Genomic DNA, 14,933 nt, shown 5'->3' with positions numbered 1-14,933 from the left:
GCCTAAGCGACAACGACGTGCCGACCACGCGGCGCCGGCCGTGCCTCAGGCCGCGCCGCGGACGGCCCGTCGCGTTCGCGTGCGACCGCCGCTGTCGTCGACGGCGACGTCCGCACGCGCGTTCGCGCGGGTTCGCGCGGCGGCGGGGCGGGCGGAGGGAGGGGGTTCGATCGCCTCCCCGACGAATCGCCGTAGGGCGGAGCAGAGCGCGGAGCGCGGAGCGACGCGACCGACCGGTTGCGCTTGCAGCACCGCGGCATCCGCTGCCTTCGGATCCCAGGGGATGAACCAGCACTCCGCGACGCCGGTGTACCGCGCCAGCGTCCGGCGCACCTGCGTCCGGGCGTCGATGCCGAGGCTCGAGGAGCGCGTCTTGTTCACGACGACATGGATCGGCGCGGCGCCGGCCGTCGCGCGCAGGTCCGGGTAGGCCCGCACGAACCGCGCCACCCCGACCGGGTCGGCCGCCACCACGGCGATCACGACGTCGGCCGCGGCCAGCGCGGCGAGAGTCGCCGCGTTTCGCCGGGGTCCGTCCAGGTCGCTGACGATCTCCTCGTCGCGCTCGAGCGGCGCCGCGAGGTCGACGACGAGATCGTCCACCCACGCCCGGCCGCGGCGGAGCGCCTCGTCGACCCTCGTGGCGGTCAGCTCGGGCCAGCGTCCGGGCCGGTTGATGCCGGTGAGCACGCAGACGTCTCCGAGCGGCAGGGAGATGCGTTCGAGTTCGGCGACGGTGAGCGCCCCGCGCTCGGCCGCGCGGCACGCGGCGGCGAACCCCGGCCCCTCGTCGGGCAGGCCGGCGAGCATCGCCAGCGACGGCGCGTGGGTGTCCGCGTCGACGAGGCCGACGCGACGCCCATCGCGGGCGAGCTCCCCCGCGACCTCGATCGCCATCGTCGTGCGCCCCGGCGCGCCGTGCGGACCCCAGACGGCGATGACACGCCCCCGCGGCGGCACGGGCACGGTGCGGGCGCGCGGGGCCAGGATCTCGTGCACGGCATCTGCCGCGTCGACCGCGGTGACGCCGAACATCTCGGCGAGGCGCCTGTCGGCGATGCCGTCGCAGAGCGCGACGATGCGCACGCCGAATCGGTCGCACGCGGCCACCACGCCGGGGGTGAGCGTGCGGCGCCCGGCATCCACCGCCAGCACGTCCGCCCCGGCGAGGGCGCCCCGCACCTCGGCGGGCTCCACTCGGCGCACCTCCGCATCCGCCTCCCGGAGCCGGTCGGCGAGCGCCGCCGCGTCGGCACCGCCGGATGCCAGCACGACGTGGAGCGTCATGAGCGCGGCCCGCCGATCGGGACGATGGCAAGACTCGACCCGTCGGCGATCGCCGCGAGCGCGGCGGCGACGTCGGCGCGCTCGATCACGATCTCCACCGCGGCGCCGGCGGAGCCCATCATCGATCTCTCGCGATCGACCGAGGCCACCGTCGCCGCACCGACGAGGATGCGGGGCGTGTCGAACGTCCCGCGCTCGAGCGGAGACGCGGCCCACACCTCCACGGCCGAGCCGGTCACCACCGCCGCGGGCACCTCGCTCGCGGTGCGGACCACGATCGTGGTCGTCCGGGCGCGCGACGGCTCCCCCACGGCGTCGCGCGGGACGAGCTCGCCCGCCGCCACCGTCCGCGTGACGACCGCGCCGGGCTGCAGCGTCGCCGGCGACGCGTACGAGTCCTGCACCGCGCCGAGGGCGACCTCCACGACCCGCAGATCGCCGGCGTCGACGTCCTGGCCGGGCACGAGCGTGCTCGCCGCGGCGAAGACCGGCACCGTCTGACGCGCCGCCGCCACGACGAACCACACGCCCGCGACGGAGACGACGATCAGCGCGATGCCGAGCAGGAATCTCAGGTCGGCCCAGAACGCCCGCGGACGGGGTCGGGCGGTGACGAACTCGCTCATCCGGACATGGTGTCCGAACGCTCCGCGACCCCGCGCGGGTTATCCACAGCCCGGCGTGGGCCGGTGAGTCGCCCACAAACGGAACGCATAATGTCCTCATGCCCGAATCGCCCCCCGACGGCGCACGCCTGCTCGCCCCCGCACAGGTGGCGGAGATGCTGCAGCTCGCCGTCGACGAGGTCATCGCGCTCGTCATCGACGGGCGGCTGCGCGGGGTCAGGGCGGGCGCGCCCCCGCGCTGGCGCGTCGACGCCGACAGCGTGGCGGAGTATCTCGACGACCAGGCCGAAGATGCCCGCCGGATGGCGCTGTGGCGGGAGTCGAACGCCGCGAGCTTCCCCGAGCTGTGGGGACGGGGAACGGTCCGAAACCCCGACTGACCGCGGCCGCCCGCGCTCAGATCAGGTCGGCGACGGCATCCAGCCGCACCGCGGCGACCGCCGCGAACGGCACGAGCCGGAAGCCGCGCACCTGGTCGGCCCGCCGCGGCGCGCCGAGGTCGTGCACGGCGAGGTCGAGGTGGTCGGCCCCGGCTCGATCCACCGTTCCCGACAGCGCCTGACCCGACACGAGCCGCACCGTGACCGGCACCCGACGGCGCACGAGATCGCGCAGCAGGAAGCCGAGCGACATCCGCTGACCGAGCGCGCCGCCCGGACCCGCGTCGCGCACGGTGGACAGCACCTCCTCCGCGTCCAGAACGATCATCGCCACCGCGGGCAGCGGCACGATCCACACGGTCGGGCCCTCACCGGCATCCGTGCGAAACGCCGCCCAGTCGGCGCCCACCCGTCCGACGGCCCCGACGAGCACGGTCCCCTCGACGAGGTGGACGGCGCACCGCGCAGCGTCCGCGTCGGCGAGGGCGACGAGGCGCTCGCGCAACGGCACCCGCGACAGGCGCAGTCGCTCCGCCTCGGTGTCCAGGGCCGCGCGCTCGGCCTCCCATTCGGAGTCGAGTTGGTCTTCCAGATCCTCGAAGAAGCGGTCCCAGCGCACGCCGCGACCTTAGGAGACGGATGCCGCGACGCGCGGGATCTGTCCACAGGCGACCTGTCCACACGTTGGAGGATTCTCATCCACGCCTCGTGACCGCTGTGCTGTACTCGTCAGACGCCCGCCCGGGCCGACGCCGCCAGAGGAGGTACAGCATGGTCCCCACCTCCGCCGACGCTCCCCGGCCGGCGTCCAGGCTCGGCTCGGCGCTCGAGGTCGCCGACTACTTCGCCCCGCAGCGCACCGGCACCGACGCGCTGCCCGAACCGGAACCGCTGCTGAAGAACCTGACGATCGGCGTCCTCGAGGTGCTCGCGGGGGTCCGCGAAGTGGACCAGCTGGCCCGGTGGTTCGGCGAAGACGCCTTCCGTGCCCTGCTCACCCGCTCCAACCTCTCCGCCCGCGCCCGCAGCGCCCGCGGGGTGCCCCCGGCCCGGCCGGTGCACCGCATCCTGTCCACCCGGTACTCCTCCCCCGCCGACGGCGTGGTCGAAGGCGTCGTCGTGGTCGCAGGACCCGCCCGCACGCGCGCCGTCGCGATGCGTCTCGAGGGCTGGGACGGACGCTGGCGCGCGACCTCGCTGGGACTGCTCTGACCGCGGCGACGGCGCCGGCCGGGGCATCCCTGCCCTACCGTTACTGGCGGTAGGAGGACAGGAAGTTGCCGAGCCGCTCGATGGCCTCGGTCAGCACACGCGCCTCGGGCAGCGTCACGATGCGGAAGTGGTCGGGCGTGGGCCAGTTGAAGCCCGTCCCCTGCACCAGCAGCACGTGCTCGGCCACGAGGAAGTCGTAGACGAACTTGGCGTCGTCGTGGATCTCGTAAACCTCGGGATCCAGCCGCGGGAACGCGTACAGCGCGCCGCGCGGCTTGTGGCACTGCACACCGGGAATGGCCGTCAGGGCGTCGAAGGCGGCATCCCGCTGCTCGTGCAGGCGACCGGTGGGGGCGATCAACGCGTCGATCGACTGCACCCCGGACAGCGCCGCCTGCACGGCGTGCTGGGCCGGGACGTTGGGGCACAGTCGCGTCGATGCCAGCAGCTGGATGCCCTCGAGGAAGCCGGCGGCGTGCTTCTTCGGACCGGTGATGACCATCCAGCCCGAACGGTAGCCGGCCACGCGATACGTCTTCGACAGCCCGTTGAAAGTCAGGCAGAGCAGATCGGGTGCCAGGGTCGCCAGCGGGATGTGAACGGCATCGTCGAAGAGGATGCGGTCGTAGATCTCGTCGCTGAGCAGCAGGAGGGAGTGCTCACGGGCGATCTCGACGATCCCCTCCAGCACCTCGCGGGAGTACACCGCTCCGGTGGGGTTGTTGGGGTTGATCACGACGATCGCCTTCGTCGCCGGGGTCACCTTGGCGCGGATGTCGTCGAGGTCGGGCTGCCAGCCGTTCTCGTTATCGCAGAGATAGTGCACCGGGGTCCCGCCGGCGAGGCTCGTCATCGCCGTCCACAGCGGATAGTCCGGCGCGGGGATCAGGACCTCGTCGCCGCTGTCGAGCAGCGCCTGCATGGTCATGGTGATCAGCTCGGACACGCCGTTTCCGAGGTAGACGTCGTCCGGGTCGAACTTCGGGAAGCCGGGCACCTGCTCGTACCGGGAGACGACGGCGCGGCGCGCCGACATGATGCCGCGGCTGTCGCTGTAGCCGTGCGCGTGCGGGATCGCCTCGATCATGTCGCGCACGATCTGGTACGGCGCCTCGAACCCGAAGACCGCGGGGTTGCCCGTGTTGAGCTTCAGGATGCGGTGCCCGTCGGCCTCGAGCCGGTCGGCCTCCACCAGGGCGGCTCCACGGATCTCGTAGAGGACGTCCTTGAGCTTGGATGACTGGTCGAGGATGCGGGGACTCATCGGATCAGGATATCGCCGCCCGGGCAGGGCCAATCGACGGCCGGTGGCCCGACCCTCCCGCGCCCGATCGACCTACCTCTTCTTGCCGGCGGCGCGACGGTCGGCACGGTTCTGCGGCGCGGGAGCGGATGCCGCGGCATCCGTCCGCTGTCCGAACGCCCCGCGCGGGGCCTCGGCGGCGGGCTGGGCCGGAGCCTGCGCAGCGGACTGCTGACGGACCTTGTTGGTCGCCGCCTGCTGCACCTGCCCGCGCTCGTTGCGCACCTCGACCTCGCCCGCATCGTTCGCCGCGGTGTACTGGAGCTTCTGGGCCTCGACGGCAGGCGCCGCCTGCAGTCCCTTCGCCTCGACCTCGCCATCGCCCGACGCACGCACCTCGACCTCGAGGTTGTAGAGGAAGCCGACCGACTCCTCCTTGATCTGGCCCATCATCGACTGGAACATCTGGTAGCCCTCGCGCTGATACTCGATCAGCGGGTCGCGCTGGGCCATCGCCCGCAGGCCGATGCCGTCCTTGAGGTAGTCCATCTCGTACAGGTGGTCGCGCCAACGACGGTCCAGCACCTGCAGCACGACACGGCGCTCGAGCTCGCGCATCGCGGCCTCGCCCAGCTTGTCCTCGCGCGCGGCGTAGGCGATCTTGGCGTCGGAGAGGATCTCGCGCTTGAGCACCTCCGGCGTCACCCGGCCCTTGCTGCCGCTCTCGGCGACGACCTCGTCGATCGTGACGGAGACGGGGTAGAGCGTCTTCAGCTCGGTCCAGAGGGCGTCGAAGTCCCAGCTCTCGTTGTGGCCGCTGCCGGTGTGGTCGTCGATGATCGCGCCGATCGCGTCCTCGATGAAGTGGTGCACGCGGTCGGAGAGGTCGTCGCCCTCGAGCATCTGCCGGCGGTCGGCGTAGATGGCCTCGCGCTGGCGGTTGAGGACGTCGTCGTACTTCAGCACGTTCTTGCGGATCTCCGCGTTGCGCGCCTCGACCTGCGACTGCGCGCTCTTGATCGCGCGGGAGACCATGGTCGACTCGATCGCCACGTCGTCGGGGAAGTTCGTCCGGGCGAGGATCGCCTCGGCGGCTCCCGACTGGAACAGGCGCATGAGGTCGTCGGTCAGCGACAGGTAGAAGCGGCTCTCGCCGGGGTCGCCCTGTCGACCGGAACGGCCGCGCAGCTGGTTGTCGATGCGGCGCGACTCGTGCCGCTCGGTGCCGAGCACGTAGAGCCCGCCGGCCTCGACGACCTTCGCCGCCTCCTCGGCCACGACGTCGCGCATCGCGGTGTAGGTCTCGCTCCAGGCGGCGTCGTACTCATCGGGGGTCTCGACGGGGTCCAGCCCCTTCGCCTTGACCTCCTGCACGGCGAGGAACTCGGCGTTGCCGCCGAGCATGATGTCGGTGCCGCGGCCGGCCATGTTGGTGGCCACGGTCACGGCCCCCAGGCGCCCGGCGCGGGCGACGATCTCGGCCTCGCGCGCGTGGTTCTTCGCGTTGAGGACCTCGTGCTTGATGCCCTTCTTGGCCAGCAGTCGCGAGAGGTACTCGCTCTTCTCGACGCTGACCGTGCCGACGAGCACCGGCTGCCCGGTCTCGTGGCGACGCGCGATGTCCTCCACGACCTGGGCGAACTTCGCCTGCTCGTTCTTGTAGACGAGGTCGGGCTGGTCCTTGCGGATCATCGGCTTGTTGGTGGGGATGGGCACGACGCCGAGCTTGTAGGTCGACATGAACTCGGCCGCCTCGGTCTCGGCGGTACCGGTCATGCCGGCCAGCTTCTCGTAGAGGCGGAAGTAGTTCTGCAGCGTGACGGTCGCGAGCGTCTGGTTCTCGGCCTTGACCGGGACGCTCTCCTTGGCCTCGATGGCCTGGTGGATGCCCTCGTTGTAGCGGCGTCCGACGAGGATGCGACCCGTGTGCTCGTCGACGATCATCACCTCGTCGTTCATGACGACGTAGTCGGTGTCGCGCTTGAACAGCGCGAGCGCCTTGATCGAGTTGTTCAGGAACGAGATGAGCGGGGTGTTGGCCGACTCGTACAGGTTGTCGATGCCGAGGTAGTCCTCGACCTTCTCGATGCCGGGCTCGAGCACGCCGATCGTGCGCTTCTTCTCGTCGACCTCGTAGTCGACGCCGGCCTCGAGCGTCTTCGCGATCTTCGCGAACTCGACGAACCAGCGGTTCGCCTCCCCCGACGACGGTCCCGAGATGATGAGCGGCGTGCGCGCCTCGTCGATGAGGATGGAGTCGACCTCGTCGACGATCGCGAAGAAGTGGCCGCGCTGGACGAGATCCTGCTTCTGCCACGCCATGTTGTCGCGCAGGTAGTCGAAGCCGAACTCGTTGTTCGTGCCGTACGTGATGTCGGCGTTGTACTGCTCGCGGCGCACCTCGGGCGTCTGGCCCGCGATGATCGTGCCGGTCGTCATGCCGAGGGCACGGTAGACGCGCCCCATCAGCTCGGACTGGTACGACGCGAGGAAGTCGTTCACGGTGATGACGTGCACGCCCTTGCCGGCGATCGCGTTGAGGTACACGGCGAAGGTCGCGGTCAGGGTCTTGCCCTCACCGGTCTTCATCTCGGCGATGTTGCCGAGATGAAGCGCCGCTCCACCCATGATCTGCACGTCGTACGGACGCTGTCCGAGCGTGCGCTTGGCCGCTTCCCGGACGGCCGCGAACGCCTCCGGCATGAGCTTGTCGAGGCTCTCGCCCGCCTCGTGCCGCGCACGCAGCTCGGCCGTCTCGCCGCGCAGTTCCTCGTCGGTGAGCTGTGCGTAGTCCTCTTCGAGGGCGCCGACCGCTTTCACGACCTGCTGAAGCCGCCGCAGGATGCGTCCTTCGCCGGCGCGGAGCAGTTTCTCGAGAGGGTTGGCCACGGAGCATCTCCATCTATCGTGTGCGGGTGACGCGCGACGCCACCGGAGCCGCGCACGGGGGCACGGCATACGGGGCCATGTTACCTGGCTGTGACTTTGCTTACCTGCGCGAGTCCTCGAAAGGGCACGCATAGGATCGTGGCATGGCGGGATTCTGGGGCGCACGCAAGCAGGAGCGGCAGCAGAAGGCCGCGGAGGACGCCGAACTCGGCCGCCGCGCCGACGCCGCCCTCGTCTCGATCGACGAGCGGCTGCGCACGACCGAGGACGAACTCGTGTTCGCCGAGATCGAACTCGGCCGCGAGGCGACCTCGGGTCTGCGCGATGCCCTGGCGGCCGTCCGCAGCCACATGGGCGAGGCCTTCCAGCTCAATCAGCTCAACCACGACCACATCCCCGACATGGCGGAGGAGCTGCGCACCCGCAACGCGCGCATCATCCAGCTGTGCGACTGGGCCGAGGATCTGCTGGACGACCGGCTGCAGGCGCTCGCCGAGCCGGTGGAGCGCGCCCGGCGCGCTCCCGAGATCATCGACGGCATCCGCGCCGACGTCGCGCGCGGCGAGCAGCGCCTGGCCCGGGCCGAGGCGACCCTCGACCGCGTGCGCGCACGCTACTCGCCCGACGCGGTGCGCCGCATCGAGAAGAACGCCGCGGAGGCCGCGCAGCTGTTCGCGTTCGCCACCCACGGGGCCGACGTGTCGACGGCGCGACGCGAGTCGGGTCAGCGCGAACAGGCGAACCTCGCCCTGGAGACCGCGATGGAGGCCGTGCGACGCGGGACCACGCTACTGGACGCCGTCGACGCGTTCGAGGTCGAGGCCCTGCGTGCGGAGTCGACGCTCGACGCGATCGTGGAGGACTCGCGCGACGACCTCGTCGTAGCCCGCGACCTCGCGCACGTCCCCGCCGTCGCGGCGGCGATGTCGACCCTCGAGAAGGAGCTGATGGCCCTCACCCCGGCCGGCGGCCTCCCCGATCCCTTCGGCGAGCTCACCCGGCTGCGCGAGGCGAACGCCGCGCTGGATGCCGCGGTCGCGAAGGCCCGCGCCCGGCTGGCCAATCCGGCGCCGCCCGAGACGCACGTGCGGCATGCGATCGACGACGCGGACCGCCAGCTCGGAGTGGCGCGCAGCGTCATCTCCGGCCACCGCGGATGGATCGGCGCCGATGCGCGCACCCGCCTGGCCGAGGCCGAGCGCATCCGCCTGGACCTCGCCGCGCTCGCCGCCCAGCCCATCGCCGAGGACGATCGCGAGCAGGCGCTGGCCGACGCGCGGCGCTGCGGTCAGCTCGCCGCCGAGGCCCTGCAGCTCGCTCAGCGCGACATCGACTCGTCGCGTCCCAACGACGGCGGCTGGGGCAACGGCGGCGGGTGGGGCGGCGGACGGCGCGGCGGAGGCGGCGGCGACATGGTCGGCGGCATCCTGGGCGGTCTCGTCATCGGCAGCATCCTGGACGGCATGTTCGACTGACCCCGCGCCCGCGGCGCGCCCGCGCCCGCCGCAGATTCGGTCCGCGCAAACAGAATCGGATGCCGCGCGTCGCGGCATCCGATTCTGTTCACTCCCTCCGATTCCGGGAGTCGGTGGCGTCGCTCAGGACGCGAGCTCCCGCGCCGGCGGCGCACTGGCCGTCAGCGAGATGACGCCGTAGTCCCAGCCCTTGCGGCGGTAGACGACGCTCGGGTGATCGGTGCGCGCGTCGATGAAGAGGAAGAAGTCGTGGCCCACGAGCTCCATCCGGTCCACGGCCTCCTCGACCGTCATCCACTCGGCGTCGAAGTTCTTCGTGCGGATGACGACGGGGGTGTAGTCGTCCTCGCCCTCGTCGCCCACGGCGATCGGGATCTCGCCGGTCGCGACGGCACGCAGCGTCTCGACCGAGGCCGGCTGCAGATCGATGCCGGACAGCGCGCCGCTGCCCTTGTCCAGCTTGGCTCCCCGCGGGTGGTTACGGGCATCCACCCTCTTGTCCTTGGCACGCCGCAACTGCTCGGCGAGCTTGTCGACGGCCATGTCCAGCGCCGTGAACTTGTCGCCGTCGGTGGCCTCCGCACGCACCAGCGGGCCCTTGCCGGTGACGGTGAGCTCGACGGTCTCCTCCTCGCGACTGCCGTTGTGATAGGCGCGGTGAGTGACCTTGACGTCGAGGCGCTGCGCCCGCGGCGCCAGCGTTCCGATGCGAACGGACTTCTCTTCGGTGACGGTGCGGAAACGATCGGAGATGCTCACGCCCACGCCGACGATGCTAGTTTCCATCCTGACCTCCTTGTTCCGGGTCCGGCCGGTCAAGGGCGGACCCTGAGTTCGCCTTGGTCCCTCCCACGCTATCGGGGTGCCGCGCCCATGTCACCTGCGAATCGCCGTCGCGATCCGTGAGCATCCGCGATGAATCCGGGCTCACCGGGCGTGTCGGGCCGTGGCGGCCACCGTCGCCGCTCCGACGACCCGCGCGCCGGCGTCGGTGAGGGCCCGCGCGGCCTCGCGCAGGGTCGCTCCCGTGGTGACGACGTCGTCGACGATCAGCACCGGAGCCCCCTCGACGCCGCGGGCGCGCATCGTGCCCGCGACGTTCTGCGCACGGGCCGCCCTGCCCAGACCGCGCTGATCCGCCACCGCGCCGACCGTCCGCAGCTCCCGCAGCGGTCGGAGTCCGCCGCGGCGCGCGATCAGCCCCGCCACCTCGTGGCCGCGACGCCGGAACGCGGCCCGGGACGAGGGGACGGGAACCACCAGGACATCCTCGACCGGGCCCCCGGCGGCGGCCTCCGCCGCGGCCGCGAGGGCGGCCCCCAGCGGTCGTGCGAGTGCGGTGCGGCCGTCTTCCTTGAGCGCGCGCAGGACGCGCGCGGGCACGCCCGAGAACTCCCGCGCCGAGAAGACGGCCAGGCCCGCGTCGAGCCTGCCGCGACGAACGCGCGGAGCGAGCTCGTCGCGGCAGGCCGGGCACAGTCCGACGTCCGGGACGTCGCAGCCGGCGCACCGGATCGGCAGCAGCAGGCTCAGCGCCTCGGCACCCGCATCGCGGAGGACCGCGCCCAGCCCGCCCGGTGCTCGTGGGGATGCGCTCATGCCCCTCAGCATCGCCGTCGCGTGCGCGCCGCGGGGCCCGGAGCGCACCATCGGGGGGATGCCGCGCGCCCGCGCTCCCCGGGGAGGAGCCGGCGCGGGATCAGCGGGGCGCGCCCTGCTGGATCGCGAGCACGCGGACGTCGCCGACCAGCTGCTGCCAGTTGGCGCCGCGCTGGGCGTACACCTCGCCGTCGGCATCCCGCACGCGCGCGCTGTCTTTCTGCCCGGCGACGGTCGTGGTGTCGCCTGGGGTGCGGCTCGCTGAGGCGAACCCGCCCACGGTGAGCGTCTCGAGGTACTGGTCCTCGCCGTCGCTCGTGAGCACCCCGAGCGTGCTGCCGTCGAGCCAGGTGAGGGCCGTCGCCGGTCCGGGCAGGGTGTCGAGCACCTTCTCGGGCGACTCGATCGAGGTCGGCACACCGTTGCGATCGCGCTGGATCCCCGCGCCCCAGATCGCGTAGCGGTCGCCGTCGCGGACCGCCGCGACCAGGCGCGTGCCGTCGCGGGACACGCGCTGCGCGAGGATCTGCGAGGCGCCCGACCACCCGCCGGCGACCGTGACGATCGTGCCGTCGGGGGCGTAGGCCCGCACGGCGCTCGGGGCGTCGGTGGGCACCGTCCAGATGTATCCCGACGGGTCGATCGAGGGCGCGATGAGGCCGGCGCGCTGGTCCAGCCGCTGGGTGAGCGCATCGGCGTGCACCGCGAGCACGGCGCCCGACACGTCGCGGACCGCGGCCGTCGTGCGATCCGCATTGACCTCGATGTCGGTCGTCGCGATGTTGAGGATCGCGTCGGACAGCCCGGCGATCGGCGTCACCGTCGAGCCCGACGCGAATCCGAAGGCCGCCTCCGTGCGGACGACCGGGTTGGAGGCGACGGCGGTCGAGCGCACGTCGACCTTCTGCGCCATCAGCGCCTGCCCTCCCGGCAGGATCATGTCGACACCGCTGATACCGGCCGTGCCGAGACTCGCCTCGAGTTGCGTCTGCATGCGGTCCAGCGCCACCTGGTCGAGGTTGCGCGCGCCGTCCTGCAGCGTCACCTGTGCGACGTTCGACTGCCGCGGCACCGAGGTCAGCTCCAGGCGGGCGCCGTCGGTGAAGGCGCTCACGACCGCACCGCGCAACCAGGGCGCCGGTGAGCCGTCGACCAGTCCCTCCGCGATGTTCGTGGCGGCGTAGTAGCGGGGGAACCAGCGCACGTCGGGGACCAGGTAGGTCCACGTGGGGTCGAAGTACATGAGCGAGTACGCGTCGAACACCGTCGCGAACCGCGTCTGGTCGAGGACGATGCCGTCCGGCGCCTGCGTGATGCGCCACTGGCCGTCCGCCTGCTGCGCCAGTTTGAACGACAGGGGGATGTCGCCGTCGTCGGATGCCGGGGTCAGCTCGCCCGTGGCATCCACCGTCGCCACCGGCGCGACGGTCAGCACGAACTCCGCGGCGCCCGTCTGCTGCAGCGTCCGCTGCCCGGCCGCGTACACGGTGACACCGGCCTGCGGCTTCCACGTGCCCTTGAAGCTCGGCGCGAGGAACTGCTGGGCCGTCTCCCAGTTGTTGCTGGGACCGGTACCGGCGGCGATGAAGCCCTCGACGATCTGCTGGGGCGTCGCATCCTGCACGGGCCCCTTGGGGATGAACGCGAAGTCGGCGGAGCCGTCGTCGTCGACGATGCGCACGCCCGGGTTGACCGGGCCCGAGGTCGGCAGGCCGGCGCACGCGACGAGCGCCGTCGAGAGCAGGGCGGCGAGGAGGGCGGCGGCGACGCCGCGCAGGCGGATACGCATCATGGGCGACTCCCCCGGTCGAACACGGTGATCGGCTGCGTGAGCCCGAGGTCGTCCAGCGAGACCCCGTCCTCGACCGGATCGACCGGGATCGGCGAGGCCCCGTCGAGCGGCTGGCCCTGACGCGGCAGCGTGAGCACGAAGTTCGTCCCGCGGCCGAGCTCGGACCAGACCGCCAGGCTGCCGCCGTGCAGCTTGGCGTCGCCGAGCGCGATCGACAGGCCGAGGCCCGTGCCGCCGATGGTGCGCTTGCGCGACGGGTCGGCGCGCCAGAACCGATCGAACACCCGCTCCGCATCGGCCGCGCTCATCCCGAGACCGTAGTCGCGCACGCCGATCGCCACGGCCCGCTGATTGCTGTCCACCGTCACGACGATGGGGCGTCCCTCGCCGTGCTCGATCGCGTTGCCGAGGAGGTTGCGGACGACGCGGCGTACCCGCCGCGGATCCATCTCGACCGGCGAGTACCCGCCGGGGGCGACCAGCCGCACGTCGGTGCCGTGCTGCTCCGCGAGCTGCTGCATCGACGCGATGACGTCCTCCGCGAGGTGGGCCAGGCTCGTGGGCTCGTACTCGAGCTGCACGGAGCCGGCGTCGTATCGGCTGATCTCCAGGAGGTCGGTCAGCAGCGTCTCGAAGCGCTGCACCTGCGCGTGCAACAGCTCGGCGGCGCGGGCGGTCGTCGGATCGAAGCTCTCCCGCTGGTCGTTGAGCATGTCGCTGGCCAGACGGATGGTCGTGAGCGGGGTGCGCAGCTCGTGGGAGACGTCGGAGACGAAGCGCTGCTGGACGAGCGACAGTTCCGCCAGCTCCTTGATCTGCGCCTCGATGCTGTCGGCCATCGCATTGAAGGACCGGCCCAGCGTCGCGAACTCGTCCTCGCCGCGAACCGGCAGCCGCACGGCCAGGTCGCCGGCGGCGAGCGTGGCGCTCGTCTCCGCCGCCTCGGCGATCGGCACCGTCACGGAGCGCAGGACGAACCACGAGATGGCGGCGATGAGGACGACCAGTCCCGCGCCGACCAGCCAGAGCGTCACCTGCACGAACTGCAGGGTCTGCTGCTCGGGGGCGAAGTCGTACGCGAAGTAGAACTCGTAGGCTCCGACCTCGGGGAACACGAGCTGCTGGCCGATCACGACGCCGGGCACCGTGCTGCCGTCGGACTCGGCGAGCCCGACCGACTGCCACCAGCGCTTCTCGGCATCCCCCTGCACGGCGCTGCGCAGCCCCGGCGTGATGAGACCGACGTTGAGGCCGCCCTTCTGGAAGTCCTGGGGCGCGATCGTCGACGGGGCGTCCGAGATGCGGAAGGCGGCGATCATGTCGGTGCCGGCCTGTCGCGCGATCGAGTCGGTCACGTTGTTCCACAGGGACTGGAGCGCGGCGCCGTCCCCGTCGATCTGCGCGGCGTTGAGGGTCTGCTGCGTGGACTGCGTCGCCCGCTGCACCGACTCCTGCACCTGCTGGACGCGCGACTCGAAGAGGTCGTTCTGGATCGCGAGAGCCATCGCGACGAACGCGATCAGGATCGCGAACGCCGTGGCGCCGATCGTGATGACGAGCGTCCGGAACCGCAGCGAACGCGTCCAGGCGTAGGCCACGCGACGCGGCCAGGTGCGCCAGTCGCGCCACCCGGTCATCGTCGGCACGGTCGCCGTCTGCGGCGTCATCGTGGGCCGATCAGACCACCGCGCCGGCGCGGTAGCCGACCCCGCGCACCGTCATGACGATCCGCGGGTTGTCGGGGTCGATCTCGACCTTGGCGCGCAGACGCTGCACGTGCACGTTCACGAGGCGCGTGTCCGCCTTGTAGTGGTAGCCCCACACCTGCTCGAGGAGCATCTCGCGGGAGAACACCTGCTGCGGCTTGGAGGCCAGTGCCACCAGCAGCTCGAACTCGAGCGGGGTGAGCGCGATCACCTCGTTCCCCCGGCGCACCTCGTGCGCGGCCACGTCGACGACGACGTCGCCGATGCGCAGGTCGTCGCCCGCCGGCTCGGCGGCGGGGCGCAGCCGCGTGCGGATGCGCGCGACGAGCTCCTTCGGGTTGAACGGCTTGACGATGTAGTCGTCCGCGCCCGATTCGAGCCCGCGGACGACGTCGGCGGTGTCGGTGCGCGCGGTCAGCATGATGATCGGAACGCCCGACTCGGAGCGGATGCGCGTGCAGATCTCGATGCCGTCCATGCCGGGAAGCATGAGGTCGAGCAGCACGAGGTCGGGGCGCTCCTCGCGCCACACGTCGACGGCGACGGTGCCATCGGCGCAGAACAGCGGTTCGAAGCCCTCGGTGCGCAGCACGATGCCGATCATCTCGGCGAGCGCGACGTCGTCGTCGACAACGAGGATGCGGGAAGTCATATGGCCTGGTTCGTCCTTCGGGTGGGCCGGATGCCGCCGACGCGGCAGGGCGCAGGAACACAGTATCGGACG

Annotated in this window: 13 protein-coding genes; 3 read left to right on the top strand and 10 right to left on the bottom strand. The window is 71.7% G+C overall.

Features of this window, described 5'->3' with window-relative positions:
- Positions 1-45 precede the first annotated feature (45 nt).
- Together AC6CQV_RS02775 and AC6CQV_RS02770 are read right to left on the bottom strand one after the other, a co-directional pair.
- Positions 46-1,287 carry a CpaE/TadZ family protein gene (locus AC6CQV_RS02775; protein WP_498260200.1) on the bottom strand — a complete coding sequence of 414 codons (1,242 nt, stop codon included), beginning with the start codon at positions 1,285-1,287 and terminating at the stop codon, positions 46-48.
- The gene (locus tag AC6CQV_RS02770) at positions 1,284-1,913 is read right to left on the bottom strand and encodes a hypothetical protein (protein ID WP_060960910.1); all 630 of its coding nucleotides are present in this window, start codon (positions 1,911-1,913) and stop codon (positions 1,284-1,286) included. The genes AC6CQV_RS02775 and AC6CQV_RS02770 overlap by 4 nt, the downstream gene beginning before the upstream one ends.
- A gap of 98 nt (positions 1,914-2,011) precedes the next feature.
- On the opposite strand from AC6CQV_RS02770, the gene AC6CQV_RS02765 reads away from it, so the two are divergent.
- Positions 2,012-2,293 carry a helix-turn-helix domain-containing protein gene (locus AC6CQV_RS02765; RefSeq protein ID WP_498260199.1) on the top strand — a complete coding sequence of 94 codons (282 nt, stop codon included), beginning with the start codon at positions 2,012-2,014 and terminating at the stop codon, positions 2,291-2,293.
- A 16-nt stretch (positions 2,294-2,309) separates the two neighbouring features.
- On the opposite strand, the gene AC6CQV_RS02760 is transcribed toward AC6CQV_RS02765, so the two are convergent.
- Positions 2,310-2,912 (bottom strand): hypothetical protein, encoded by a 603-nt coding sequence (locus AC6CQV_RS02760; protein ID WP_498260198.1) that lies wholly within the window; start codon positions 2,910-2,912, stop codon positions 2,310-2,312.
- A 152-nt stretch (positions 2,913-3,064) separates the two neighbouring features.
- On the opposite strand from AC6CQV_RS02760, the gene AC6CQV_RS02755 reads away from it, so the two are divergent.
- Positions 3,065-3,505, top strand: coding sequence for an Rv3235 family protein (locus AC6CQV_RS02755; RefSeq protein WP_060960913.1), 441 nt, complete (start codon positions 3,065-3,067; stop codon positions 3,503-3,505).
- Positions 3,506-3,545: 40 nt separating this feature from the next.
- On the opposite strand, the gene AC6CQV_RS02750 is transcribed toward AC6CQV_RS02755, so the two are convergent.
- Positions 3,546-4,769 carry a pyridoxal phosphate-dependent aminotransferase gene (locus AC6CQV_RS02750; protein ID WP_060960914.1) on the bottom strand — a complete coding sequence of 408 codons (1,224 nt, stop codon included), beginning with the start codon at positions 4,767-4,769 and terminating at the stop codon, positions 3,546-3,548.
- A gap of 72 nt (positions 4,770-4,841) precedes the next feature.
- Positions 4,842-7,637, bottom strand: coding sequence for a preprotein translocase subunit SecA (gene secA, locus AC6CQV_RS02745; RefSeq protein WP_498260197.1), 2,796 nt, complete (start codon positions 7,635-7,637; stop codon positions 4,842-4,844).
- A gap of 143 nt (positions 7,638-7,780) precedes the next feature.
- Between secA and AC6CQV_RS02740 the strand changes: the two genes are divergently transcribed.
- Complete coding sequence (locus AC6CQV_RS02740) at positions 7,781-9,112, top strand: hypothetical protein (protein ID WP_498260196.1); 1,332 nt, start codon at positions 7,781-7,783, stop codon at positions 9,110-9,112.
- 123 nt (positions 9,113-9,235) lie between these two features.
- Here the strand turns inward: AC6CQV_RS02740 and hpf are convergent, their stop codons facing one another.
- The 5 genes from hpf to mtrA all read right to left on the bottom strand — a co-directional run bounded on the left by hpf (position 9,236) and on the right by mtrA (position 14,861).
- Complete coding sequence (gene hpf / locus AC6CQV_RS02735) at positions 9,236-9,898, bottom strand: ribosome hibernation-promoting factor, HPF/YfiA family (protein WP_060960917.1); 663 nt, start codon at positions 9,896-9,898, stop codon at positions 9,236-9,238.
- 141 nt (positions 9,899-10,039) lie between these two features.
- Positions 10,040-10,711 carry a ComF family protein gene (locus AC6CQV_RS02730; RefSeq protein ID WP_498260195.1) on the bottom strand — a complete coding sequence of 224 codons (672 nt, stop codon included), beginning with the start codon at positions 10,709-10,711 and terminating at the stop codon, positions 10,040-10,042.
- Positions 10,712-10,811: 100 nt separating this feature from the next.
- Positions 10,812-12,503, bottom strand: a complete 1,692-nt coding sequence (locus AC6CQV_RS02725; protein ID WP_498260194.1) for an LpqB family beta-propeller domain-containing protein — start codon at positions 12,501-12,503, stop codon at positions 10,812-10,814.
- Positions 12,500-14,170, bottom strand: coding sequence for an MtrAB system histidine kinase MtrB (gene mtrB / locus AC6CQV_RS02720; protein ID WP_101306700.1), 1,671 nt, complete (start codon positions 14,168-14,170; stop codon positions 12,500-12,502). The genes AC6CQV_RS02725 and mtrB overlap by 4 nt, the downstream gene beginning before the upstream one ends.
- 10 nt (positions 14,171-14,180) lie before the next feature.
- Positions 14,181-14,861 carry an MtrAB system response regulator MtrA gene (gene mtrA / locus AC6CQV_RS02715; protein WP_191008925.1) on the bottom strand — a complete coding sequence of 227 codons (681 nt, stop codon included), beginning with the start codon at positions 14,859-14,861 and terminating at the stop codon, positions 14,181-14,183.
- Between the last annotated feature and the right edge of the window lie 72 nt (positions 14,862-14,933).

This window comes from Microbacterium sp. EG9 (genome assembly GCF_059759475.1).
The sequence above is the reverse complement of the archived record's forward strand: the minus strand, read 5'-3'. Positions and strand labels throughout refer to the sequence as shown.